The 23,935-nt window shown below is 62.3% G+C and carries 19 protein-coding genes and 2 tRNA genes; 13 read left to right on the forward strand and 8 right to left on the reverse strand.

All coding sequences use genetic code 11. The features are described from left to right. Positions 1-6: 6 nt before the first annotated feature. From ASU23_RS20415 to ASU23_RS20425, 3 genes are all read right to left on the reverse strand, one after another. A complete protein-coding gene (locus tag ASU23_RS20415; protein WP_058038609.1) occupies positions 7-1,542 on the reverse strand; it encodes an amino acid permease in 1,536 nt (511 codons plus the stop codon). Between the two features lie 768 nt (positions 1,543-2,310). Continuing rightward, the gene (gene ilvD, locus ASU23_RS20420; protein WP_007729361.1) at positions 2,311-4,152 is read right to left on the reverse strand and encodes a dihydroxy-acid dehydratase; all 1,842 of its coding nucleotides are present in this window, start codon (positions 4,150-4,152) and stop codon (positions 2,311-2,313) included. Between the two features lie 72 nt (positions 4,153-4,224). Then, positions 4,225-4,746 carry a PH domain-containing protein gene (locus ASU23_RS20425; protein ID WP_030535410.1) on the reverse strand — a complete coding sequence of 174 codons (522 nt, stop codon included), beginning with the start codon at positions 4,744-4,746 and terminating at the stop codon, positions 4,225-4,227. A gap of 265 nt (positions 4,747-5,011) precedes the next feature. Between ASU23_RS20425 and ASU23_RS20430 the strand changes: the two genes are divergently transcribed. The 10 genes from ASU23_RS20430 (at position 5,012) to ASU23_RS20475 (ending at position 15,794) form a co-directional block, all read left to right on the forward strand. Then, the gene (locus ASU23_RS20430) at positions 5,012-6,952 is read left to right on the forward strand and encodes an acetolactate synthase large subunit (protein ID WP_030535411.1); all 1,941 of its coding nucleotides are present in this window, start codon (positions 5,012-5,014) and stop codon (positions 6,950-6,952) included. Further along, positions 6,949-7,452, forward strand: a complete 504-nt coding sequence (ilvN, locus tag ASU23_RS20435) for an acetolactate synthase small subunit (protein ID WP_003944718.1) — start codon at positions 6,949-6,951, stop codon at positions 7,450-7,452. The genes ASU23_RS20430 and ilvN overlap by 4 nt, the downstream gene beginning before the upstream one ends. A gap of 53 nt (positions 7,453-7,505) precedes the next feature. Next, a complete protein-coding gene (ilvC, locus tag ASU23_RS20440) occupies positions 7,506-8,507 on the forward strand; it encodes a ketol-acid reductoisomerase (protein WP_030535412.1) in 1,002 nt (333 codons plus the stop codon). A 250-nt stretch (positions 8,508-8,757) separates the two neighbouring features. After that, positions 8,758-10,350: a phosphoglycerate dehydrogenase gene (gene serA, locus ASU23_RS20445; RefSeq protein WP_003944758.1), complete on the forward strand. Its 1,593-nt coding sequence runs from the start codon at positions 8,758-8,760 to the stop codon at positions 10,348-10,350. A 74-nt stretch (positions 10,351-10,424) separates the two neighbouring features. After that, the gene (locus ASU23_RS20450; protein WP_003944691.1) at positions 10,425-11,438 is read left to right on the forward strand and encodes a 3-isopropylmalate dehydrogenase; all 1,014 of its coding nucleotides are present in this window, start codon (positions 10,425-10,427) and stop codon (positions 11,436-11,438) included. An 84-nt stretch (positions 11,439-11,522) separates the two neighbouring features. Continuing rightward, positions 11,523-12,296, forward strand: coding sequence for a fumarylacetoacetate hydrolase family protein (locus ASU23_RS20455; protein ID WP_003944722.1), 774 nt, complete (start codon positions 11,523-11,525; stop codon positions 12,294-12,296). A 391-nt stretch (positions 12,297-12,687) separates the two neighbouring features. Then, positions 12,688-13,848: an alkane 1-monooxygenase gene (locus tag ASU23_RS20460; RefSeq protein WP_030535413.1), complete on the forward strand. Its 1,161-nt coding sequence runs from the start codon at positions 12,688-12,690 to the stop codon at positions 13,846-13,848. 73 nt (positions 13,849-13,921) lie between these two features. After that, entirely contained in the window at positions 13,922-15,397 is a 1,476-nt protein-coding gene (gltX, locus tag ASU23_RS20465) for a glutamate--tRNA ligase (RefSeq protein ID WP_003944712.1), read from the forward strand. Positions 15,398-15,553: 156 nt separating this feature from the next. After that, positions 15,554-15,625: transfer RNA gene (locus tag ASU23_RS20470), tRNA-Gln, on the forward strand. A gap of 96 nt (positions 15,626-15,721) precedes the next feature. Further along, positions 15,722-15,794 (forward strand) — tRNA-Glu (locus tag ASU23_RS20475). A gap of 139 nt (positions 15,795-15,933) precedes the next feature. Here ASU23_RS20475 and ASU23_RS20480 read toward each other — a convergent pair. The 3 genes from ASU23_RS20480 to ASU23_RS20490 all read right to left on the reverse strand — a co-directional run bounded on the left by ASU23_RS20480 (position 15,934) and on the right by ASU23_RS20490 (position 17,475). Next, a complete protein-coding gene (locus ASU23_RS20480) occupies positions 15,934-16,131 on the reverse strand; it encodes a DUF5302 domain-containing protein (RefSeq protein WP_007729345.1) in 198 nt (65 codons plus the stop codon). 83 nt (positions 16,132-16,214) lie between these two features. Next, positions 16,215-16,718 carry a pyridoxamine 5'-phosphate oxidase family protein gene (locus ASU23_RS20485; RefSeq protein ID WP_058038610.1) on the reverse strand — a complete coding sequence of 168 codons (504 nt, stop codon included), beginning with the start codon at positions 16,716-16,718 and terminating at the stop codon, positions 16,215-16,217. A gap of 55 nt (positions 16,719-16,773) precedes the next feature. Then, positions 16,774-17,475, reverse strand: coding sequence for an IclR family transcriptional regulator (locus tag ASU23_RS20490; RefSeq protein WP_007729342.1), 702 nt, complete (start codon positions 17,473-17,475; stop codon positions 16,774-16,776). Positions 17,476-17,633: 158 nt separating this feature from the next. Here ASU23_RS20490 and leuC point away from each other — a divergent pair, with 158 nt between their 5' ends. The 3 genes from leuC to ASU23_RS20505 all read left to right on the forward strand — a co-directional run bounded on the left by leuC (position 17,634) and on the right by ASU23_RS20505 (position 20,535). Then, the gene (gene leuC / locus ASU23_RS20495) at positions 17,634-19,055 is read left to right on the forward strand and encodes a 3-isopropylmalate dehydratase large subunit (protein ID WP_003944727.1); all 1,422 of its coding nucleotides are present in this window, start codon (positions 17,634-17,636) and stop codon (positions 19,053-19,055) included. Positions 19,056-19,082: 27 nt separating this feature from the next. Then, on the forward strand, positions 19,083-19,691 hold the full coding sequence (gene leuD, locus ASU23_RS20500; protein WP_058038611.1) for a 3-isopropylmalate dehydratase small subunit: 609 nt from the start codon (positions 19,083-19,085) through the stop codon (positions 19,689-19,691). Between the two features lie 157 nt (positions 19,692-19,848). Beyond that, positions 19,849-20,535 (forward strand): HU family DNA-binding protein, encoded by a 687-nt coding sequence (locus ASU23_RS20505; protein ID WP_047271271.1) that lies wholly within the window; start codon positions 19,849-19,851, stop codon positions 20,533-20,535. 167 nt (positions 20,536-20,702) lie between these two features. Here the strand turns inward: ASU23_RS20505 and ASU23_RS20510 are convergent, their stop codons facing one another. Together ASU23_RS20510 and ASU23_RS20515 are read right to left on the reverse strand one after the other, a co-directional pair. Next, positions 20,703-21,629 (reverse strand): bifunctional NUDIX hydrolase/histidine phosphatase family protein, encoded by a 927-nt coding sequence (locus tag ASU23_RS20510; RefSeq protein ID WP_058038612.1) that lies wholly within the window; start codon positions 21,627-21,629, stop codon positions 20,703-20,705. Between the two features lie 17 nt (positions 21,630-21,646). Then, entirely contained in the window at positions 21,647-23,890 is a 2,244-nt protein-coding gene (locus ASU23_RS20515; protein WP_003942685.1) for an RNA degradosome polyphosphate kinase, read from the reverse strand. Between the last annotated feature and the right edge of the window lie 45 nt (positions 23,891-23,935).

Consider the following 23,935-nt stretch of genomic DNA (forward strand, 5'->3'; position numbering starts at 1 on the left):
GAAGGATCAGTCCTTGACGAGTACCGGGTCGGCGTTCGCGGACGGGATGGCCGTTCCGTCCTTGAGCTTGCGACCGAGGACCGACTTGCGGTGACCGTAGGCGAAGTACACGACCACACCGATGGCCATCCAGACGAGGAACCGGATCCAGGTCTCGACCGAGAGGTTGAGCATCAGCCAACCGCAGGCGAGCACGGCGACGATCGGAACGAACGGCACCAGCGGGACGCGGAATCCGCGCGGCAGGTCGGGGCGGGTGCGGCGAAGGACGATGACACCGACACAAACCAGGACGAAGGCGAACAGCGTTCCGATGTTGACCATCTCTTCGAGCGTGCCCATGGGGAAGAACGCTGCCAGGACGGCAACGATGCCACCGACGATCAACGTGATGCGCATCGGGATGCCCTTGGCGTTGGTCTTGGCCAGGCTGCGCGGCATGAGGCCGTCACGGGACATGGCGAAGAGGACGCGGGTCTGGCCGAGCATCATGACCATGACAACTGTCGTGAGGCCGGCCAGGCCACCGAAGTTGATGGCGGTTTGTGCCCAACCGATTCCGTTGGCCTCGAATGCGGTTGCGAGGGTGGCGCTGGAATCGCCGACCAACGGACTGCCGTCCTTGAGTTCGGTGTACTTGACCATGCCGGTCAGTACGAGTGTGACGGCAACGTAGAGAACCGTGACGATGGCGAGCGAGCCGAAGATTCCTCGCGGCAACGACTTCTGCGGGTTCTTGGTTTCCTCGGCGGTGGTGGCGACGACGTCGAAACCGATGAAGGCAAAGAACACGAGGCTGGCGGCTGCGAGCAATCCGTAAGCGCCGTAGCTACTTCCGCCTGCGCCGGTCAGCCAGGAGAACAAGGTCTGATGGATTCCGCTTGCAGAACTCTCGGTTCCTTCGGACGGCGGGATGAAGGGGGAGTAGTTCTCCTTCTTGATGTAGAACGCGCCCACGACGATGACGAGCAGGACTACTGCGATCTTGATCGCGGTGATGATTGCGGAGACTCGCGAGGAAACCTTGGTGCCGATCGCGAGGATCAGCGTGATCGCGCCGATGATGAGCAGAGCGCCCCAGTCGAAGCTGATCGAACCGATGTGGGCGGTGGTGCTTCCGCTGGCCCCGATGACGTTGCCGAGGTACAGCGACCAGCCCTTGCCGACGACGGCGGAGGCGAGAGCGAACTCGAGAATGAGGTCCCAGCCGATGATCCAGGCGGCGAACTCCCCGAACGTGGCGTAGGAGAACGTGTATGCGCTGCCTGCGACGGGGACGGTGGAGGCGAACTCCGCGTAACACAGCGCGGCGAGGCCACAGGCGATGGCAGCGAGAACGAATGCCAGTGAAATGGAGGGTCCTGCGACATTGCCTGCGGTTCGAGCAGTCAGCGTGAAGATGCCTGCGCCGATGACGACGGCGACTCCGAATACCGTGAGGTCCTTCGCGGTCAGTTCCTTCTTGAGCTTTGTCTCAGGCTCGTCGGTGTCCGCGATCGATTGCTCGACGGATTTGGTGCGCCATATGCCGACTCCGGGCATGTATTGCTCCTTGGTTGTTTCCCGTCGACCTTGTGGGTGACGGGCGGTGGCTGACTGTCGTCGTTGTGATGTGCGTCTCAGCGACCTGATGAGGGAACCACTGGTGAGCGCCGTGTGCAAGTCGGCTCGCTCGAACTGACCGAAATGATCACCTGACTGAAAGTCATCCCCCCTCATGTATCTGAATTGATCAGCTGGTGTCTGAAACCCTACGTCCAAGTGAATTCGCTCACGAGCCGGACGCGCGATTCGGTCTGAAATGTCTGATAGCTCATATCGTTCCGTTGGTGCTCCGCGTGTCGCCCGACTATTCGGTACCTGTCGGTCGGTCTTGCTGTCGATGAGTTGCACTGTCGCTGTGCCGGCACGTCCCATTTCACCCGTATCGGGGCGACAGGCGAGAGGACCACCGCGTACCTGGATCCGATCGAGCGTCGATCACGCGTCGTGGCAGAGTGTGTCGGCGACGGGATGGTCGGATTGGGTTGTGGTTCAAGCTCATACAGCACCGGAGGAAGTATGGCGTTTTCGGACGCAGTCGGTCCCGCGTTCTTCTCCGAGGTGACATGAACCCGACTCTGTCGACCCTCTGCCGTGGCCCGTTGGCGAGCATTCTCGTGGAGCTGAGTTGGTTGCCGCACGTCCGACTGCCCGAAAACCTTGTGTGACTGTCACATCGGCTACGCGCGTCTCGAGCCGCACGCACGCTTGCAGAAAAGATCCCCGGCCGAAAGGCGGCCGGGGATCTTTTTCGATTCGTGGCAGAACTTACGGAACGTAGCGAACCGCGCCCTTGTCGGCGGACGTTGCCAGAGCGGCGTAGGCGCGCAGTGCTGTCGTCACGGTGCGCTGACGATCGACCGGCTGCCACGGGCGCTCCGAGGCCTCCATCTTCGCGCGTCGCTCGGCGAGGACGTCGTCGTCGACCAGGATCTCGAGCGTGCGCGAGGCGACGTCGATGCGAACCTGATCGCCGTTCTGGACGAGACCGATGATTCCGCCTGCAGCAGCCTCAGGGGAGATGTGACCGATGGACAGCCCGGAAGTTCCGCCCGAGAAACGACCGTCGGTGATCAGTGCGCATTCCTTACCGAGGCCTGCGCCCTTGAGGAAGGCAGTGGGGTGCAGCATTTCCTGCATGCCGGGGCCGCCCTTGGGGCCTTCGTAGCGCACGACGAGAACGTCGCCGGCCTTGATCTTCTTCTGCAAGATGACTGAGACGGCTTCTTCTTGGGATTCGACGACGAGCGCCGGGCCCTGGAAGGAGAACAGTTCCTCGTCGATGCCGGCCGTCTTGAGGATTGCGCCGTCGAGTGCGATGTTGCCGCGCAGGACAACCAAGCCGCCTTCGACGGTGTAGGCGTTCTCGACGTCGCGGATACAGCCGCCGGCCGCATCGGTGTCGAGGGCAGACCAACGGTTGTCCGTGGAGAACGGTTCGATGGTGCGCACGCCGCCGGGAGCCGCGTGGAAGAGTTCGATTGCCTCGTCGGTTGCCTTGCCGGAGCGGATGTCCCAGTCGTCGAGCCACTGGTCGAAGCTCTTGGTGTGCACGGTGGACACGTCGGTTTCGAGGAGTCCGCCGCGGCGAAGCTCACCGAGCAGGGCGGGGATTCCGCCGGCGCGGTGGACGTCTTCCATGTGGTAGTCCGAGTTGGGAGAGACCTTGGACAGGCACGGAACCTTTCGGCTGATCGCGTCGATGGTGTCGAGGTCGAAGTCGACCTCGCCTTCCTGCGCCGCAGCCAGCGTGTGCAGGACGGTGTTGGTGGAACCGCCCATGGCGACGTCGAGAGCCATCGCGTTGCGGAACGCTGCCGGGGTCGCGATGTTGCGTGGCAGCACCGACTCGTCGCCGTCGCGGTAGTACTTGAGGGCCGCCTCGACCACAGTGGTGCCCGCACGAGAGAAGAGTGCGTGACGAGCCTTGTGAGTTGCCAGCGTGGAGCCGTTGCCCGGCAATGCGAGGCCGAGGGCCTCGGTCAGGCAGTTCATGGAATTGGCGGTGAACATTCCGGAGCAGGACCCGCATGTCGGGCACGCGCTGCGCTCGACCTCGTCGAGGCCCTCGTCGGACACGGCATCGTTGGCAGAGGCGGAGATCGCGGTGATGAGGTCGGTGGGGGCTTGGGCCACGCCGCCGACGACCACTGCCTTACCGGCCTCCATCGGACCGCCGGAGACGAAGACGGTCGGGATGTTGAGACGCATTGCAGCGTTGAGCATGCCGGGAGTGATCTTGTCGCAGTTGGAGATACACACCAGTGCGTCGGCTGTGTGGGCGTTTGCCATGTACTCGACCGAGTCGGCGATGATCTCGCGGCTCGGGAGCGAGTAGAGCATTCCGCCGTGGCCCATTGCGATGCCGTCGTCGACTGCGATGGTGTGGAACTCACGAGCGACGCCGCCGGCCGCACTGATGGCCTCGGCAACGATCTCGCCCACGTTCTTGAGATGCACGTGGCCGGGTACGAACTGGGTGTACGAGTTCGCTACGGCGACGATCGGCTTTCCGAAGTCGGAATCCGTCATTCCTGTGGCGCGCCACAGGGATCGGGCTCCGGCAGCATTACGTCCGATGGTGGTGGTGCGTGACCTCAACGGGGGCATGGGCGTGTTCCTTATGTGATCGTTGCTGGTCCACTCAAATAGAAGCGAGGGCCTTTCAACGCTACTCGCGTGCTACGGGCGCTTCTCTTCGGGCTGGTCCTGTGTGTTCTCGGCGACCTCGGATTCTGCTTCTGCTTCTGCAGCTGCTTCTTCCTCTTCGGCTTCCTTGGCAGCGAAGGCTTCTGCGGCAGATGCATAGGGATCGGTGATGCGGCCGCCGCTGGCGATCGCGATCTCGGGAAGCCTGACGAAGCTGACCGCAGGCAGGGTCACCTCGGTTCCGTCGGTGAGTTCCGCGCGCGCCCAACTCCGCTTCGGGAAGCGGAAACCCTTGACGTCGTCCCAGGCGAGGGTGCGCTTGGAGAACGTCGAGCGGACCTCGAGGCCGTCAGGGCTGACGGTGGTGCGCAGTCGCGCGACGAGATAGACGGCGATGATCGGAAGGATCAGCAACCAGCTGAAGGCGACGGGCCACCCGAAGATCGGGAAGCTGACCGCGAACAGAAGGAACGCGCACGCCATGTAAGCGAGCTGCGAAATGCGGATGACGTGCCGAAGTGGTTTCGGCGTGTGGGATGATTGAGCCGGTGGCACGGGCTGCTGCGAAGTTGACACCTCTACATCTTCGCATTGCAGCCGATGTATCTCAGATTCTGGGACGGTCGACTCACCAAGTTTGCCGTTCGCGACTAGCGCCTCTACTGTCGAGTGCGTGAAACAGAATGAGTTGCTCGTAATCGGCCGGCGCGTCGTCGCCTGAGTCGATTTTCAACTCACCAGATAACGACGCGCCACCCTCGCTCAGCAGATGCTGACGGGGGTTTTTTGTTGCCCGGAGCCAGAATCAGAGGATTTCCCAGTGAGCGCACCAACAGCACGGCCTCAACCCACGCCGCGCAAGTCAGGGACACCGAGCCCGACAACCGCGGCTGCCGCAACCCAGACGGCCAACCGTCGCCAGCTCCCGCCTGAGCGGGTAACCGGCGCGCAGTCTGTGGTTCGAGCCCTCGAAGAGCTCGAGGTCGACACGGTATTCGGCATTCCCGGCGGTGCCGTGCTCCCGGTTTACGACCCACTCTTCGATTCGGTCAAGGTCCGCCACGTGCTCGTGCGCCACGAGCAGGGTGCAGGCCACGCTGCCACCGGTTACGCCCAGGCGACCGGCAAGGTCGGCGTCTGCATGGCCACCTCGGGTCCCGGTGCGACCAACCTGGTCACGCCGCTGGCCGACGCGCAGATGGACTCCGTTCCGATCGTCGCGATCACCGGGCAGGTGGCGCGCTCGCTGATCGGTACCGACGGCTTCCAGGAAGCCGACATCTCAGGCATCACGATGCCGGTCACCAAGCACAACTTCCTGATCACCGACGCGATCGACATCCCGCGCATCATGGCCGAGGCCTTCTACCTCGCGGCCAGCGGTCGCCCCGGCGCCGTCCTGGTCGATATCCCCAAGGACATCCTGCAGTCGCAGACCACGTTCTCGTGGCCGCCGGAGATGCGTCTGCCGGGCTACCGCCCGGTGACCAAGCCGCACGGCAAGCAGGTTCGTGAAGCTGCACGTCTGATCGCCGACGCCAAGTCGCCGGTTCTGTACGTCGGTGGCGGCGTCATCAAGTCCGACTCCTCGCCGGAGCTGCTCGAATTGGCCGAGCTGACCGGTATCCCCGTCGTCACCACGCTGATGGCCCGCGGCGCGTTCCCGGACAGCCACGACCTCAACTGCGGTATGCCGGGAATGCACGGCACCGTTGCCGCAGTCGCCGCTCTGCAGCGTAGCGATCTCCTGATCACCCTCGGTGCGCGTTTCGACGACCGCGTCACCGGTCAGTTGAATTCCTTCGCGCCCGACGCCAAGGTCATCCATGCCGACATCGACCCGGCCGAGATCGGCAAGAACCGCTACGCGGACGTCCCGATCGTGGGCGACTGCAAAGAGGTCATCACCGAACTCATCGAGGCGATCCGTGCCGACATGGCCACGGGCACCACGTTCGACCTCACCGAGTGGTGGGCGTACCTGAATGACATCCGTCGTACGTACCCGCTGAGCTACGACCGTCCCACCGACGGTCAGCTGAGCCCGGAGTACGTGATCCAGACCGTCGGCAAGCTCGCCGGACCGGATGCCATCTACTGCGCCGGCGTCGGTCAGCATCAGATGTGGGCCGCGCAGTTCGTCGGTTACGAGAAGCCGCGCACGTGGCTCAACTCGGGCGGACTCGGCACCATGGGGTACGCGGTTCCCGCAGCCATGGGTGCCAAGATGGGCATGCCCGACACCGAGGTGTGGGCGATAGACGGCGACGGCTGCTTCCAGATGACCAATCAGGAACTCGCAACCTGTGCCCTCGAAGGTATCCCGATCAAGGTTGCCCTCATCAACAACGGCAACCTCGGCATGGTGCGTCAGTGGCAGACACTCTTCTACGAAGAGCGCTACTCCAACACCAACCTCGGAACGCACGGCGCCATCCGCATCCCGGACTTCGTGAAGCTCGCAGAAGCATTGGGCTGCCACGGAATTCGTGTCGAGCGTGAAGAAGATGTCGAAGCTGCGATCCGTGAGGCGCAGTCCATCAACGACAAGCCTGTCGTGATCGACTTCATCGTCACCGCCGACGCACAGGTGTGGCCGATGGTCGCTGCCGGAACGAGCAACGACGAAATCATGGCGGCCCGGGGCATCCGGCCGCTGTTCGACGACGACGAGGCAGTTGCCGAGCCCGCCGTCATCCACGAAGCCATGTCACGCGAGCAAGCCGGACCCGCCGCGGGCACAGGGGAGGATCAGAAGTGAGCACCAGTCACACCCTCAGTGTTCTCGTCGAGGACAAGCCAGGCGTGCTGGCTCGCGTCTCCGCACTTTTCTCCCGCCGCGGATTCAACATCGAATCCCTTGCGGTGGGCGGAACCGAGATCCCCGAGATCTCACGTATGACCATCGTCGTCACGGTCGACGAGTTCCCTCTCGAGCAGGTGACGAAGCAGCTCAACAAGCTGATCAACGTCATCAAGATCGTCGAGCAGGACGGTGAAGCATCCGTCGCTCGCGAGCTCGTGCTCATCAAGGTGCGCGCTGATGCAAGCGTGCGCACGCAGGTCATCGAAACGGTGAACCTGTTCCGCGCCAAGGTGATCGACGTCTCTCCGGAGTCCGTCACCATCGAGGCGACCGGTACTCGGTCCAAGCTGGATGCACTGCTGCGGATGCTTGATCCGTACGGTATCCGGGAGATCGTTCAGTCCGGGGTCGTGGCAGTCGGTCGAGGGCCGAAGTCGATCACGGCCACCCGCTAGTACTTTTAGACACGTAAAAATCCAAGGAGAGGTTGAGAACTGTGGCAGTCGAGATGTTCTACGACGACGATGCCGATCTGTCGATCATTCAGGGCCGCAAGGTTGCTGTGATCGGCTACGGAAGCCAGGGCCACGCCCATTCGCTGAGCCTGCGTGACTCGGGCGTCGATGTGCGCATCGGCCTCAAGGAAGGCTCGAAGTCGCGTGAGAAGGCTGAAGAGCAGGGGCTGACGGTCGGTACGCCGGCCGAGGTTTCCGAGTGGGCCGACGTCATCATGGTGCTCGCACCTGACACCGCTCAGGCGAGCATTTTCACCAATGACATCGAGCCGAACCTCAAGGACGGCGACGCGCTGTTCTTCGGTCACGGCCTGAACATTCACTTCGACCTGATCAAGGCTCCGGAGTTCGTCACCGTCGGCATGGTCGCCCCCAAGGGCCCCGGCCACCTGGTGCGTCGTCAGTTCGTCGACGGCAAGGGCGTTCCCGCGCTCATCGCCATCGACCAGGATCCCAAGGGTGAAGGACAGGCTCTCGCTCTGTCCTACGCCAAGGGCATCGGCGGAACCCGCGCAGGCGTCATCAAGACCACGTTCAAGGAAGAGACCGAGACGGACCTCTTCGGCGAGCAGGCCGTGCTCTGCGGCGGCACCGAGGAACTGGTCAAGACCGGTTTCGAGGTCATGGTCGAGGCCGGCTACGCACCCGAGATGGCGTACTTCGAGGTTCTGCACGAGCTCAAGCTCATCGTCGACCTCATGTACGAGGGTGGCATCGCCCGCATGAACTACTCGGTGTCCGACACCGCTGAGTTCGGTGGATACCTCTCCGGCCCGCGCGTCATCGACGCCGACACCAAGGAGCGCATGAAGGCGATCCTGGCCGACATCCAGTCCGGCGAGTTCACCCGTCGTCTGGTTGCCAACGTCGAGAACGGCAACACCGAGCTCGAGGGCCTGCGCAAGGCCAACGCCGAGCACCCCATCGAGGTCACCGGCAAGAAGCTGCGCGACCTGATGAGCTGGGTCGATCGTCCGATCACCGAAACCGCGTAATTCGCAGTTTCACGCTCCACGTCTCCACTGGCCTGATGCCGCGCCGGTTCAATTACGTTGAACCAGCGCGGCATTGGGCCGGAGTCGTTTTCCGGGTCGTCTGAGTCCGGATTCATATTCCGTCGAGAATTTGCCCGCGAAAGTGTCCACTATGTGGTATTGCCTACCGCGTTGTGGATTCCAAGTGAGCGCGCACTAAACTATCGGTGGTTAAACCACCTTCACACCCACCTAATCAGGGAGTTTGCACGTGAGCCAGCCTGGCCGTCCCGTTGTTCTGATCGCCGACAAGCTCGCGCCGTCCACAGTCGAGGCGCTCGGTGACGGTGTGGAGGTGCGTTGGGTCGACGGACCCGACCGCCCGGCGCTGCTCGCCGCGGTACCCGAGGCCGACGCGATTCTCGTCCGTTCCGCCACTACCGTCGACGCCGAGGTTCTGGCTGCCGGCACCAAGCTGAAGATCATCGGCCGCGCCGGTGTCGGCCTGGACAACGTCGAGATCCCCGCAGCCACCGAGCGCGGCGTGATGGTCGTCAACGCACCGACCTCCAACATTCACTCCGCTGCCGAGCACGCTGTCGCGCTCCTCATGTCGACCGCTCGCCAGATTCCCGCAGCAGACAAGACTCTGCGTGAGAACACCTGGAAGCGAAGCAAGTTCAACGGTGTCGAGATCCTCGGCAAGACTGTCGGCGTTGTCGGACTCGGCCGCATCGGCCAGCTCTTCGCGCAGCGTCTCGCTGCGTTCGAGACCACGATCATCGCGTACGACCCCTACCTGCCCGCAGCGCGCGCAGCGCAGCTCGGCATCGAACTGGTCACCATCGACGAGCTCGTCGAGCGCGCCGACTTCATCTCCGTGCACCTGCCCAAGACCAAGGAAACGGCCGGCCTGATCAACGCCGAGCGCCTCGCCAAGGCCAAGGACGGCGTCATCATCGTCAACGCCGCTCGCGGTGGTCTGATCGACGAAGATGCGCTCTACGACGCACTCGTCTCCGGCAAGGTCCGAGGCGCCGGTCTCGACGTGTTCAGCACCGAGCCGTGCACCGATTCCAAGCTTTTCGAGCTCGACAACGTCGTTGTCACCCCGCACCTCGGAGCATCGACGTCCGAGGCTCAGGACCGCGCAGGCATCGACGTGGCCAAGAGTGTTCTCCTCGCTCTGGCAGGCGAATTCGTTCCCGAGGCTGTCAACGTCTCCGGCGGCCCCGTGGGCGAAGAAGTTGCTCCGTGGCTCGAGCTCGTCCGCAAGCTCGGTCTCCTCGCTGCGACGTTGTCGCCCGAAGCTGTGCAGACCGTGCAGGTTGTCGCCACCGGCGAGCTGTCTGCCGAAACCGTCGACATCCTCGGCCTGGCTGCACTACGCGGCGTGTTCTCCGCCAGCAGCGATGAGGCCGTCACGTTCGTCAACGCTCCGGCACTGGCCGAGCAGCGCGGCGTGACCGTGTCGGTCGAGAAGCACTCCGAGGCTCTTGCTCACCGCAGCGCGGTCGAGGTGCGTGCAGTTGCCGCCGACGGTACGGTCACGTCGGTCACGGGCGCACTCACCGGTCTGCAGCAGGTCGAGAAGATCGTCAACATCAACGGACGCAGCTTCGACCTGCGCGCCGAGGGCCACAACATCGTCGTTCACTACAGCGATCGCCCGGGCGTTCTCGGTGTCCTCGGCACCGTCCTCGGAAACGCGGGTGTCGACATCCTCGCAGCAGCACTGAGCCAGGATGCCGAAGGCGAAGGCGCAACTGTCATCTTGCGCGTCGATCGCGTCGTCGGTGACGCCGAGGTCGAGGCAATCGTCTCGCAGCTCGACGCTCGCGTCGCCCAGGTCGACCTTTCCTGATTGTTTTTGCTGTGCGCCTTTATCAACCGCCCGCGGTTGATAAAGGCGCACAGTTCTACTGAGATGAGGACTCCATGAAGCTTGCGGTCATTCCGGGTGACGGAATCGGCGTCGAGGTCACTGCCGAGGCGCTCAAGGTGCTCGGCAAGTTGGTTCCGGATCTGGAAACCACCGAATACGATCTCGGTGCCCGTCGCTACAACGCCACCGGCGAGTTGCTCCCGGCGGACGAGCTGGACCAGATTCGTCAGCACGACGCAATTCTGTTGGGCGCCATCGGTGATCCGCGGATCGTCGCACCCGGCATCCTCGAGCGTGGTCTGCTGCTGAACATGCGCTTCCAGCTCGATCATCACGTGAATCTTCGCCCCGCACAGCTGTATCCGGGTGCGCTGTCGCCGTTGGCGGCCCAGCCGGAGATCGACTTCGTCGTGGTTCGTGAAGGCACCGAGGGTCCGTACACCGGAAACGGTGGAGCGATCCGCGTCGGCACCGATCACGAGATCGCAACCGAGGTGTCGATCAATACCTGGTTCGGTGCCGAGCGCGTGGTGCGTTACGCATTTGCCTTGGCGCAGACCCGGTCCAAGCACCTCACCTTGATTCACAAGACCAACGTGCTCTCCAACGCGGGCGCAATCTGGACGCGTGCAATCGAGACCGTCGGTGCCGAGTTCCCGGACGTCGAAACCGCGTACTGCCACATCGACGCGGCCACGATCTACATGGTCACCGACCCGTCGCGCTTCGACGTGATCGTCACGGACAACCTCTTCGGTGACATCATCACCGACCTCGCCGGCGCCGTAACCGGTGGCATCGGTTTGGCCGCAAGCGGAAACATCGATGCCTCGGGTACCAACCCGTCGATGTTCGAGCCCGTTCACGGCAGTGCTCCGGACATCGCCGGCAAGGGAATCGCTGATCCCACCGCCGCGATCCTCTCGGCCGCACTGCTTCTTCGCCATCTCGGACGCGAGGACGACGCCGCTCGGGTCGAGGCTGTGGTCGCTGCCGACCTGGCTACCCGCGGCGAAGGTCCCATCTCCACAACGGAGATCGGCGACCGGATCACTGCAGCGCTGTAAGGAATTCTTTCACGAGACTGACGCGCGTAAGCCTTTCGGCTTGCGCGCGTCAGTCGTTTCCGGCACCCCGATAGACTGGCCGGCATGCGTCTTGGTCGAATTGCCAGTCCCGATGGTGTTGCGTTCGTCAGTATCGAAGGTGAAGAGGATGCCCTCGTCGCCAAGGAAATTGCGGAGCACCCGTTCGGGAACCCCACATTTACCGGCCGAAGTTGGCCGCTCGCCGATGTTCGTCTGCTGGCTCCGATTCTCGCCAGCAAGGTGATCTGCATCGGCAAGAATTATGCAGATCACATCGCGGAGATGGGCGGAGAGGCTCCCGCGGACCCCGTGATCTTCCTCAAGCCAAACACGTCCATAGTTGGCCCGGGTGCCCCGATCGTCTTGCCTCCCACCTCGAACGAGGTGCACTTCGAGGGTGAACTCGCGGTCGTCATCGGTCAACCGTGCAAGGACGTTCCGGCGGCGAAGGCGTTGAGCGTGGTCCTCGGTTACACGATCGCCAACGACGTGTCGGCGCGAGATCATCAGCGTCACGACGGGCAGTGGACGCGCGCGAAGGGCCACGACACTTTCTGCCCACTCGGCCCCTGGATTGAAACCAGTCTGGATGCGTCCGACGTCGACATCAAGACCGAGGTGAACGGTCAGGTCAAGCAGGACAGCAGCACGGCTTTTCTCCTCCACGACATTCCGAAGATCATCGAGTGGATCTCGGCGGTGATGACTCTCTTGCCTGGCGACGTCATCCTCACCGGCACCCCCGCCGGAGTAGGCCCGATCGTCGACGGCGATTCCGTGTCGGTCACGGTCTCGGGGATCGGCACGCTCACGAACCCGGTGACCGCCAAGAGCTGATCCTGACCCGGTTCGTTCAGTCACGCGACTACGGAGGCCCCATCCAACCGGATGGGGCCTCCGTCGTGGTGTGAGGTCGAGAGGTGTCTGTCGCAGAAAAGTTGCAAGATGGTAACTATCGCCAGTGGATTGATCGGGATTGCCAACCGACTCGAAGAAATCAGGCTCCGGGACTGACCTGCGGGTTTCATGACCCAGGCGAAGCTTCGCCTCTGATCCTCCTGGCGTTATGTCGGATTTGGCCAGGTTGGGAGAGTTCGCCATACGGTTTGCTGTCGCGGCCCGTAACAGACCAAATTCCCTGAAATGTAACGCTGAGCAGTAGGGTGACCGATAACTGGATAGAAGCCAATGGGGCAATCGAGTGGATTGCGCAGAAACGTGGTGATACATGACGACCTTCGCGGAAGCCTCCCGGACAGCGGCAGGGCAAGCGCGGAACGGGCAGCGGCCGGTGTGGCGAGACAAGAAGCGCTACCTGTGGCCACTGGGTTTGCTGGTTCCTCTCAGCCCGTTCGCTGCGTGGTTCCTGGTCGACAAATTCAGTCTCGGGCTCTTCTGGGCCATCGGGGCGTGGCTGATCGTCATCGTCATCCCCCTGATCGATCTCCTGGCGGGCGAGGACGGTAACAGCCCACCGGACGAAGCGATCCCTGAATTGCAAGAGGATCGTTTCTACCGCTGGTGCACGTACTTGTTCCTGCCCCTCCAATACGTCGGGCTGGTGTTCGTCGCGTGGTGTTGGGTGAACGCGCCGATGGCGGCGGGGGAGAAGTTCGCGCTCGCGATGACTGCCGGCGTGGTTGCCGGTGTGGGGATCAACGCGGCGCATGAATTGGGGCACAAGAGTGAGAAGCTCGAGAAGTGGCTCGCGAAAGTAGCGCTCGCGCAGTCCTTCTACGGCCATTTCTACGTCGAACACAACCATGGTCACCACGTCCGCGTCGCGACGCCGGAGGATCCGGCCAGCTCGCGGTACAAGGAAAACTTCTGGTTCTTCTTGCCTCGCAGCGTCATCGGCGGCCTGCGCTCGGGATGGCGGATCGAAAGCGCTCGTCTGAGGCGTCAGGGGAGACGGACGTGGAGTTACCGCAACAACATCCTGAACGCGTGGGCGATGAGTGTGGTTCTGTTCGGCAGTCTGATCGCCGCGTTCGGCTGGGAAATTGCGCCGTGGCTCGCCGTTCAGGCAATTGCAGGCTTCACGTTCCTCGAGACCGCCAACTATCTCGAGCACTACGGCTTGCTACGTGCGAAGCGGCCTGACGGCTCGTACGTCCGGTGCTCGCCCGAGGACAGCTGGAACAGCGACCACGTCGTCAGCAATCTGTTCCTCTATCAACTTCAGCGTCACAGCGACCATCACGCGAATCCGCGTCTGCGGTACCAGAGCCTGCGAAGTGCGGCCGAAGCGCCGCAACTTCCAGCGGGTTACGCAGTCATGATCGTCTGCGCGTGGGTGCCGCCGCTGTGGCGAAAGGTCATGGACAAGCGACTGCTGGCCTACTACGACGGCGACATGACACGCATCAACGTCCTGCCGGGTAAGTGATCGGCCGGATGGAGGAAGGGCTGCCGGACTAACCTGTAGTACGACCATCCATCATCGCCGAGCCAAGTGAGCCATGACCAACAGCGAAGTACGCGTCCGTTTCTGTCCGTCACCCACCGGAACCCCGCACGTGGGTTTGGTGCGCACCGCCTTGTTCAACTGGGCATTCGCACGACACCACGGCGGCACATTCGTGTTCCGTATCGAAGACACCGATGCGCAGCGCGACAGTGAAGAGTCCTACCAGGCCATCCTCGACGCCCTCCGCTGGTTGGGGCTCAATTGGGACGAAGGCCCGGAGGTCGGTGGGCCGCACGCACCGTATCGCCAGTCCGAGCGTCGCGACCTGCATCTCGACGTTGTTGCCAAGTTGCTGGCCGCGGGCGAGGCCTACGAGTCCTACTCGACGAACGAGGAGGTCGAAGCGCGACACAAGGCGGCCGGACGCGATCCGAAGCTCGGATACGACAACTTCGATCGCGAGCTCAGCGACGAGCAGCGCGCTGCCTACATCGCCGAGGGGCGCAAGCCCGTCGTCCGCCTCCGGATGCCCGATCATGATCTGACCTGGAACGACCTGGTGCGGGGCGAGACCACGTTCAAGGCAGGCACCGTTCCGGACTTCGCGCTGACTCGCGGCAACGGCATTCCGCTGTACACCTTGGTCAACCCGGTCGACGACGCGTTGATGAAGATCACCCATGTACTGCGCGGCGAAGATCTGCTGTCCTCGACTCCGCGTCAGCTCGCGTTGTACGAGGCATTGATTCGTATCGGTGTCGCCGATTTCACACCGTCGTTCGGGCACTTGCCTTTCGTGATGGGTCAGGGCAACAAGAAGCTTTCCAAGCGCGATCCCGAGTCCAACCTCTTCATCCACCGCGATCGGGGCTTCATTCCCGAGGGATTGCTGAACTACTTGGCTCTGCTCGGGTGGAGCATCGCCGACGATCACGATGTCTTCTCGCTCGACGAGATGGTTGCGGCCTTCGACGTCTCCAAGGTCAACTCCAATCCTGCCCGCTTCGACCAGAAGAAGGCCGACGCGATCAATGCCGAGCACATTCGTCTGCTCGAGCCGGCCGACTTCGCCGGTCGTCTGAAGTCGTTCCTGGTGGAGCACGGACACATCGGCGCCGACGTCGACGAAGCGACGTTCACTGTTGCGGCGGACCTCGTGCAGACGCGCATCGTCGTCCTGTCCGACGCGTGGGATCTGCTGAAATTCCTGTTCGTCGACGAGGCGTCGTTTGCTCTCGATCCGGCCGCGGCGGCAAAGAACTTGAAGGAAGATGCCGGTCCGGTTCTGGACGCGTCTCTTGCGGCGCTCGATGCCATCTCAGAGTGGTCGGCGGCCAGTATCGAGGAAGCACTCAAGAAGGCCCTCATCGAGGATCTGGAGCTCAAACCGCGTAAGGCCTTCGCTCCGGTTCGGGTCGCGATCACGGGCTCTCACATCAGCCCTCCGCTGTACGAGTCGATGGAATTGCTCGGTCGTGAGGTCTCGCTCGCTCGGTTGCGCGCCGGTAGGGCAGCGGTAACCGCCTAGATCGGACGGTCTTCCGGCCGAAAATGAAGCAAAAACCTCCTGTGACCATACGATTTGGTATTTGGGGCAGGGGTACTGGTAATCTTCTTTTCGGCCGGAGACGAGCCGCCGAGCACAACAGCGAAGCGGATCGGGCAAGGCTGGTGAGCAAGACCTTGGGGTATGGTGTAATTGGCAACACAGCGGTTTCTGGTACCGCCATTCTAGGTTCGAGTCCTGGTACCCCAGCGGAAATCCGGTCGATTTTGTGGCCGGACTCAGACAAGCTAAGCTTGCTGAGCATCCAAGAGCAAGACTGATATACCACGTTTAAAAGCGTGTCCTGGCCCCGTCGTCTAGCGGCCTAGGACGCCGCCCTCTCAAGGCGGTAGCGCGGGTTCGAATCCCGTCGGGGCTACAAAGGAAAGACCCTCCGATCATTGATCGGGGGGTCTTTTCGTATGTGCGGGAAATGTTTCCGGCGATGCGAAAAACGATCACCCCCAGTCGAATTCGACTGGGGGTGATCGTCATCTCACTCTGTTGTCTGCGATCGGTTATCCGCTCTTACGGCGGAACTCTCGCTTGTGATCGGCGGGGCCATGCGTGTTGTGGACCTTGGACTGTCCGTCGCGATGGTCGGTCGATTTGGCGTTCTGATGATTCTTCCGTTCGAGGGCCTCACGGAACTTTCGTTTGGTTTCCTCCGATTGGGATTCGGGTTCGGACGGGGTGTTGCTGTCGAGATCGCTCATATGCTCACTCCTTGTTGTTGGGCCTGTTGGTGAAACTACGCCGGCCCGAATTCGATTGCTCGTGATTTTTCCGCTCACGAATCTCAGGGCTGCGGCGGCGGTGCGGTAGAGCCGGAAAGAGGCATCGCAGGCATCCCGAGCTTGCGGTGATCCCACGAACGAGTTCGATCGGGAACGAACCGTACCGCGACGCGCTTGTGGAGCATCGCGTCGACGGCCGGGCGGAGATCGTCGGTGTACGGGCCCGTGTATCGCTCCCAGACGCTGATTCCCACAGCGAAGAGGGCTTCCGGATCTTCGACGATGACCCCGGTACCCTCCATCGAGACTCCTCGGAGCGTGTCGTACGTCTGACCGTCTTCGATCAGGACGGACATTCGGGAGTCCCGGCGAAGATTGACGGCCTTCTGCGACTTGGCTTTGGTCTCGAACCAGATTTCGCCGTCGACTATCGCGAACCACATCGCGATCAGGTGAGGCATTCCGTCGGCGCTCAACGTCGCCATCGTTGCCGTACGGCTCTTTTCGACGAAGCTCGAGATTTCGGCCTCGGTCATCGTGATCTGACTACGCTGCTTTCCTGCCATGGTCGCGTCGTACTCCTACGTGCTCGAGGATCTGAAGGCCTTACTGTGTCACGAATTACAGACGCTTGTGGAGCGCTTCGGCAGCTGCGAGAAGGTCCGCCGCCCAGCGGGCTCCCGGTCGTCTACCCATCCGATCGATGGGGCCGGAGACCGAAATCGCGGCAATGACAGCGCCTGCCGAGTCGCGGACGGGAGCCGCGACGCTGGCGACACCGGGCTCACGTTCGGCCGCGCTCTGTGCCCAGCCGCGCCGGCGAACCTCGAGGAGCACTCGTTCGCCGAAGGACGCATCGGCGAGGACGGTCCGTTGGGTTTGTGGATCTGCCCATGCGAGAAGGACCTTGGCACCGGATCCGGCGTTCATCGGCAGTCGGGCTCCGACGAGCACCGTGTCACGCAGGCCGGTCGGTGGTTCCATCGACGCGACGCAGATGCGTTGTGTGCCTTCGCGACGGTACAGCTGGACGCTTTCGCCGGTGATTTCGCGAAGGCGGGGGAGGATGAGTCCGGCCGCAGCAATGAGTGGATCATTAGCGGTGGCAGCGAGTTCGGCGAGTCCGGGCCCTGGGCACCACTGACCGTCCGAGTCGCGAGTGAGGAGTCGATGGACTTCGAGACCGACGGCGAGTCTATGGGCGGTCGCGCGCGGCAAACCGGTTCGTGCACAGAGTTCGGTGAGGCTGCACGGTTCCTCAGCTACTGCATGAAGCACGCCCATTGCTTTGTCCAGGACGCCGATGCCGCTATGCTGTCTCATAGGTCGATACCAGTTTCTCGCATAGTGGGATGCTACCGCATTTCCTGTAGGGATAGCGCATTTCCTCGGGACAGTCTGCATCTGCTGTGAAGGCTGGGGACCTACTTCACGCGCGGCGGGCCAGCCCGTAGTCCGCCGACGCGAGGCTACGTACAGAGGTGGAAGACATGGCACAGAAAGCACGCACTCTCGCCGAGAAGGTGTGGGACGACCACGTTGTCGTGAAAGGGGAGGGGCAGGATCCCGACCTCATCTACATCGATCTCCACCTCGTTCACGAAGTGACGAGCCCCCAGGCATTCGACGGACTTCGCCTGGCGGGACGCCAGTTGCGCCGTCCCGACCTGACGATCGCCACCGAGGACCACAACGTTCCGACGATCGACATCGACAAGCCGATCGCAGATCCTGTGTCCAAGACTCAGGTCGACACCTTGCGCCGAAATTGCGAGGAGTTCGGAGTTCGCTTGCACCGCATGGGCGATCTCGACCAAGGCATCGTGCATGTGGTCGGACCGCAGCTCGGCCTGACGCAGCCCGGAACCACCGTGGTGTGCGGCGACAGTCATACGTCGACGCACGGCGCATTCGGTGCGCTCGCAATGGGAATCGGCACCAGCGAGGTCGAGCATGTGATGGCAACGCAGACATTGTCGTTGCGCCCCTTCAAGACCATGGCGATCACGGTCGACGGCGAGCTGCCTCCCGGCGTCACGAGCAAGGACTTGATCCTCGCAGTCATCGCCAAGATCGGCACCGGCGGCGGCCAGGGCTACGTACTGGAGTACCGCGGCGAGGCCATTCGCAAACTGTCGATGGAAGCTCGTATGACCATCTGCAACATGTCGATCGAGGCCGGAGCCCGCGCGGGCATGATCGCACCGGACGAGACCACTTACGAGTTCATCAAGGGCCGTCCGCATGCACCGTCCGGCGCAGAGTGGGACGAAGCCGTCGCCGCGTGGGAGTTGCTCAAGACCGACGAGGGCGCGGAATTCGACAACGAGGTTCACATCGACGCAAGCGCATTGACGCCTTTCGTCACGTGGGGAACCAATCCGGGACAGGGTGCGCCGCTCGGCGACCGTGTGCCTGATCCCGAACTGATCGTCGACGAGAGCGAGCGTCAGGCAGCCGAGAAGGCGCTCACCTACATGGGTCTCGACGCCGGTATGCCGCTTCGGGATGTTTCTGTCGACACCGTGTTCGTCGGTTCGTGCACCAACGGACGCATCGAAGACCTGCGCGCAGTGGCGGAGGTGCTCGAGGGTCGCCATGTGGCAGAGGGCGTTCGGATGCTCATCGTTCCCGGCTCGATGCGGGTGCGGGCTCAAGCCGAGAGCGAAGGTCTCGGTGAAATCTTCACAGCGGCAGGGGCTGAATGGCGCCAGGCCGGTTGCTCGATGTGCTTGGGAATGAACCCTGACCAGCTTGCTCCCGGCGAGCGTTCGGCATCGACGTCCAACCGGAATTTCGAAGGCCGACAGGGTAAAGGCGGCCGGACCCATCTGGTTTCCCCGCTCGTCGCGGCTGCCACGGCGGTCCGCGGAACGCTCTCGGCACCGGCCGATCTGGTCTGACCCACTTACCATCTCGAGGAGAATTCGATGGAATCCTTTACCACGCACAAGGGTATCGGCGTCCCGCTGCGACGCTCGAATGTCGATACCGACCAGATCATCCCTGCCGTGTACCTGAAACGGGTGACGCGCACCGGATTCGAGGACGGGCTGTTTGCAGGCTGGCGTACCGACCCCAACTTCATTCTCAATCTGGCTCCGTACGACAAGGGAAGTGTCCTCGTGGCCGGTCCCCATTTCGGCACGGGCTCTTCGCGTGAGCATGCCGTGTGGGCTCTCTCCGACTTCGGATTTCGGGTCGTCATCGCTTCCCGGTTCGCCGACATCTTCCGCGGAAACGCCGGAAAAGCCGGTCTCGTAGCGGCACAGGTCGAGCAGAGCGACGTCGAATTGCTCTGGAAGTTGCTCGAAGAGCAGCCCGGATTGGAATTGACAGTAGATCTCGAGAATCGGACCGTCAGCGCCGGAACTACGGTGGTGCCGTTCAATATTGACGACTACACACGGTGGCGTCTGCTGGAGGGTCTCGACGACATCGGACTGACATTGCGGCAGGTAGACGCGATTTCCGAGTTCGAAAAGTCAAGGCCTTCATGGAAACCGACTACCCTTCCAGCCCGAATTTCGCAGGGCTGAACCGAAATCCGCAACTCCGCGCGGGAAGAGAAATAGGTCACCATTTCGCAGTCACGTTGAATGAGAATTGGCGTGGCACATAGACTCTTGCCGTTATCAGGTTTACCGTGGTTCTCAGTCGGTCCGACGGTGGACCACAATTAGCGGAGGAATTTCAATGAACAAGGCAGAGCTCATCGATGTTCTGACTGAAAAGCTGGGTTCGGACAGGCGCACAGCGACCGACGCAGTGGAGCACGTCGTGGACACCATCGTCCGCGCCGTCCACCGTGGCGAGAGCGTGACCATCACCGGCTTCGGAGTCTTCGAGCAGCGTCGTCGTGCAGCACGTGTTGCACGCAACCCGCGTACGGGCGAGACCGTCAAGGTCAAGCCGACGTCGGTTCCGGCTTTCCGTCCGGGTGCGCAGTTCAAGGCTGTTATCGCTGGTGGACAGAAGCTTCCGGCCACCGGCCCGGCAGTCAAGCGTGGCGTAGCAGCACCGGCCACCAAGGCTGCAGCCAAGAAGGCTGCTGCCAAGAAGACCGCAGCCAAGAAGGCTCCGGCCAAGAAGGCTCCGGCCAAGACCGCAGCCAAGAAGACGGTTGCCGCGAAGGCTCCCGCCAAGAAGGCTCCGGCCAAGACCGCAGCCAAGAAGACGGTTGCCACCAAGGCTCCCGCCAAGAAGGCTCCGGCCAAGACCGCAGCCAAGAAGACGGTTGCCACCAAGGCTCCGGCCAAGAAGGCTCCGGCCAAGACCGCAGCCAAGGCTCCGGCCAAGAAGGCTCCGGCCAAGAAGGCCCCCGCCAAGACCGCAGCCAAGAAGGCTCCGGCCAAGAAGGCTCCGGCCAAGCGCGCAAAGTAGTCGCGTTCGGGTGAAAAACCCGATGCCGTAAGACAAAGAGGTGCAGCCGCGGATCAGATCCGCGGCTGCACCTCTTTTTTGCTGTCTGGGAGAAGTGTGAATTCTCCTGTGTTTCAGTGCTTTGCAAAACTACCGAATCGAGCTGGGCGTCGGTTGGTCCAAATCCCTCAGGAGTTGGCGACTTTGGGGAGCGGGCTGTCGAGGTGATCCGCGGCTACCAGACGGCCGTCGAGGAACGAGAGCACCCAAGTGCTCGCCTTACGGTTGCGCGCCGAGGGCAGTGTTACACCGGCCGTATCAGCCCACCAGCGCATCAAATCGGGGATGACGCCTCCTTGGCTGCAGATTACGGGAGTGCCCTCCAGTGCGGCGATCTGCAGCGCACGCGCCCTGGCGGCGTCGGGATCGGCCTCGTAACCTTCTTCGGTCAGAAGAGGTTCCGTCGAAATCTCTACACCCAATGCCTCCGCCAATGGCATCACAGTGTCGATGCAGCGCGTACGGTCAGCCGCGAAAACCGAATCGGCTCCGAAGATTTTCAGCTGTTCGACCAAGGCGGCGGATTGCTCTTTGCCCTTGGCGTCGAGTGGACGCACATTGTCGTCGCCCTTGTATCGCTTACGGCTCCCAGCTTTTGCGTGGCGGACGAGTAATACCGTTTTCGTGTCAGGCCGAAGGGAAACGAAGCGGCGAAGAATCATTCGATCCATCGGGTAGGAAAGATGATCGGCGACCTCGGTGACCGGAAGCCAATAGAGAACATCCACTTCGCTATTCGGCCCGAAATCTCCGTCCACTGCTTCGGCCGACCAGTATTCGACCCGTTTGAGTTTGCGATGTCCCGGGATCGGGTACGTCACGCCACCGAGGTGCCTTCCGAAACGTCCGGTGATCGAGGTCTCTTCGCGGACCTCCCGAACTGCTGCGGTCAAGAAGGTCTCGCCGGGATCGAGCTTTCCTTTGGGGAATGACCAGTCGTCGTACTTCGGTCGATGTACGACGGCGATCTCGATGGCGGAAGGATCCTGAGGAGCCTTCCGCCACAGAACCGCGCCTGCGGCAAAGATGTTGGCTTTGACCGGCTTGTCGTTCATTGTGTGATCCGAGCCCGTCAAGACCCGCTGGCGGTGCGGCTGCGCATCAACGACTGTTGATGCTCACGTACGTCCTCACCGCGTTCGGGGGCAGCGACCCAACTCCCGTCCGGATGCAGTACCCAGCAGCGAGTTCGGGGATCGAGCGCGGAGTCGAAGATGTCACCGAGTTGCTTCGACAGTTTCGGGTCCTTGACCTGCACCATGACCTCGACGCGGCGATCGAGGTTGCGGTGCATCATGTCTGCGCTGCCGATCCAGAATTCGTCGGCCGAGCGGAAATGGAACATTCGCGAGTGTTCGAGGAAGCGTCCGAGAATGGAACGTACTTCGATGTTTTCGCTGAGGCCGGGAACGCCCGGCTTGAGCGCGCAGATTCCGCGGACCACGATCTCGACGGGGATACCGGCCTTGGATGCGCGGTACAACGCGTCGATGACCTGCTCGTCGACCAATGCGTTGGCCTTCAAGCGGATACCGGCATCGCGGCCTGCGAGCTTGTGAGCGATCTCGTTGTCGATCCGCTCGATGATCCCGCGGCGAACCCCGTACGGCGCTACGAGAAGGTTGCGGTAGCTCGTCTTTCGGGAGTATCCGGTCAGCGAGTTGAAGAGGTCGGTGAGGTCTGCACCGATCTCCGGTGCTGCGGTGAGCAATCCGACGTCCTCGTACATGCGCGCGGTCTTCGGGTTGTAGTTGCCCGTGCCGATGTGGCAGTAACGACGAATGGTCGAGCCCTCTCGTCTGACGACGAGGCACGTCTTGCAGTGAGTCTTGAGACCGACGAGACCGTAGACGACGTGAACGCCGGCCTGCTCGAGTTTGCGTGCCCACTTGATGTTGGCCTGCTCGTCGAAGCGGGCCTTGATCTCCACCAGCGCGACAACCTGCTTGCCCGCTTCGGCGGCGTCGATCAGTGCATTGACGATGGGGGAGTCGCCGGAAGTGCGGTACAGGGTCTGCTTGATCGCGAGCACCTGCGGGTCGGCGGCGGCCTGTTCGATGAAGCGTTGAACGCTTGTGGAAAACGAGTCGTATGGGTGGTGGACGAGCACGTCGCCTTCGCGCAGGGTCGAGAACACGCTCTTCGGAGTCTCGCGTTCACCGAACGCCGGATGCGTCGCCGGGACGAACGGAGCGTCTTTGAGAGCGGGGCGGTCGACGGCGTAAACCTGCCAGAGGCAGGACAAGTCGAGGAGACCGGAAACCTCGATCACGTCGGCCGGATCGACGTCGAGTTCACGCAGAAGCAGTTCGAGCATGTGCTCGGTCATGTCGTCGGCAACTTCGAGGCGAACGGGTGAACCGAAACGACGACGCGCCAATTCACGTTCGAGTGCCTGCAGCAGATCCTCGTCCCGATCTTCTTCGACCTCGAAATCGGCGTTGCGTGTGATTCGGAAAGCGTGATGTTCGACGATTTCCATTCCGGGGAACAGCACGTCCAGATGAGCCGAAATCAGTTCTTCCATCGGGAGGAAAGAATCGATGGTGGACGAAGATGTCGTGCTCTTGACTCGCACGAACCGGCCGACGTTGTCGGGAACCTTGACGCGAGCGAAGTGTTCGCCGCGGGTGACGGAGTCCTTCACTGTCACGGCGAGGTTGAGGCTCAGTCCGCTGATGTAGGGGAACGGGTGGGCGTGATCGACTGCCAACGGCGTCAGTACCGGGAAGACCTGCTCGTGGAAATGCGCCGAGAGCCGGCCGTGATCGTCGGCACTGAGGTCGGCCCATCGAACAATTGAAATGCCTTCTGCCGCCAGGGCAGGGCGGACCGAGTCGAGAAACACGTGTGCGTGCTTGTCAGCGAGTTCCTGGGTGCGACGCGCGATGAGCGCCAATTGTTCGCGTGGGGAGAGGCCGTCGGCGGACCTGACCGACAGTCCCGTCTCGTCGCGGCGCTTGAGTCCGGCGACCCGGACCATGAAAAATTCGTCGAGATTGGAAGCGAAGATGGCGAGGAACTTTGCGCGTTCGAGCAACGGCAGTGACTCGTCGGCAGCCAATGCGAGAACACGGGCATTGAAATCGAGCCAGCTGAGTTCGCGGTTGAGGTAACGATCCTCGGGAAGTCCGACGAGCAATTCGGGTAGCTCTGCCTTGGTAGCTGCAGGGGGAGCGCCCGGGATGTTGGTGGCGACCGCGACGGCCTGAGATCGCGGCGAGGTGGCCGCGCCGTTCTCGTGCCGGCCGGAGCTGTGGTCTCCGTCCGACTGGTCTTCGGAAATACGGTTTTCGAGTGCTTCGCCATTGCTCACTCGTCGATCATCCCCCACAATCGCGCGGTCCGACAATCGATGAAA

The organism is Rhodococcus sp. KB6 (assembly GCF_001445685.1).
GTDB lineage: Bacteria > Actinomycetota > Actinomycetes > Mycobacteriales > Mycobacteriaceae > Rhodococcus_F > Rhodococcus_F qingshengii.

What these genes read in the sequence shown, in the direction of transcription:
- ASU23_RS20415 (WP_058038609.1), bottom strand. Translation starts at nt 1,542, where the DNA reads ATGCCCGGAGTCGGCATATGGCGCACCAAATCCGTCGAGCAATCGATC.
- ilvD (WP_007729361.1), bottom strand. Translation starts at nt 4,152, where the DNA reads ATGCCCCCGTTGAGGTCACGCACCACCACCATCGGACGTAATGCTGCC.
- ilvC (WP_030535412.1), top strand. Translation starts at nt 7,506, where the DNA reads ATGTTCTACGACGACGATGCCGATCTGTCGATCATTCAGGGCCGCAAG.
- ASU23_RS20450 (WP_003944691.1), top strand. Translation starts at nt 10,425, where the DNA reads ATGAAGCTTGCGGTCATTCCGGGTGACGGAATCGGCGTCGAGGTCACT.
- ASU23_RS20455 (WP_003944722.1), top strand. Translation starts at nt 11,523, where the DNA reads ATGCGTCTTGGTCGAATTGCCAGTCCCGATGGTGTTGCGTTCGTCAGT.
- ASU23_RS20460 (WP_030535413.1), top strand. Translation starts at nt 12,688, where the DNA reads ATGACGACCTTCGCGGAAGCCTCCCGGACAGCGGCAGGGCAAGCGCGG.
- gltX (WP_003944712.1), top strand. Translation starts at nt 13,922, where the DNA reads ATGACCAACAGCGAAGTACGCGTCCGTTTCTGTCCGTCACCCACCGGA.
- ASU23_RS20480 (WP_007729345.1), bottom strand. Translation starts at nt 16,131, where the DNA reads ATGAGCGATCTCGACAGCAACACCCCGTCCGAACCCGAATCCCAATCG.
- ASU23_RS20485 (WP_058038610.1), bottom strand. Translation starts at nt 16,718, where the DNA reads ATGGCAGGAAAGCAGCGTAGTCAGATCACGATGACCGAGGCCGAAATC.
- ASU23_RS20490 (WP_007729342.1), bottom strand. Translation starts at nt 17,475, where the DNA reads ATGAGACAGCATAGCGGCATCGGCGTCCTGGACAAAGCAATGGGCGTG.
- leuD (WP_058038611.1), top strand. Translation starts at nt 19,083, where the DNA reads ATGGAATCCTTTACCACGCACAAGGGTATCGGCGTCCCGCTGCGACGC.
- ASU23_RS20505 (WP_047271271.1), top strand. Translation starts at nt 19,849, where the DNA reads ATGAACAAGGCAGAGCTCATCGATGTTCTGACTGAAAAGCTGGGTTCG.
- ASU23_RS20510 (WP_058038612.1), bottom strand. Translation starts at nt 21,629, where the DNA reads ATGAACGACAAGCCGGTCAAAGCCAACATCTTTGCCGCAGGCGCGGTT.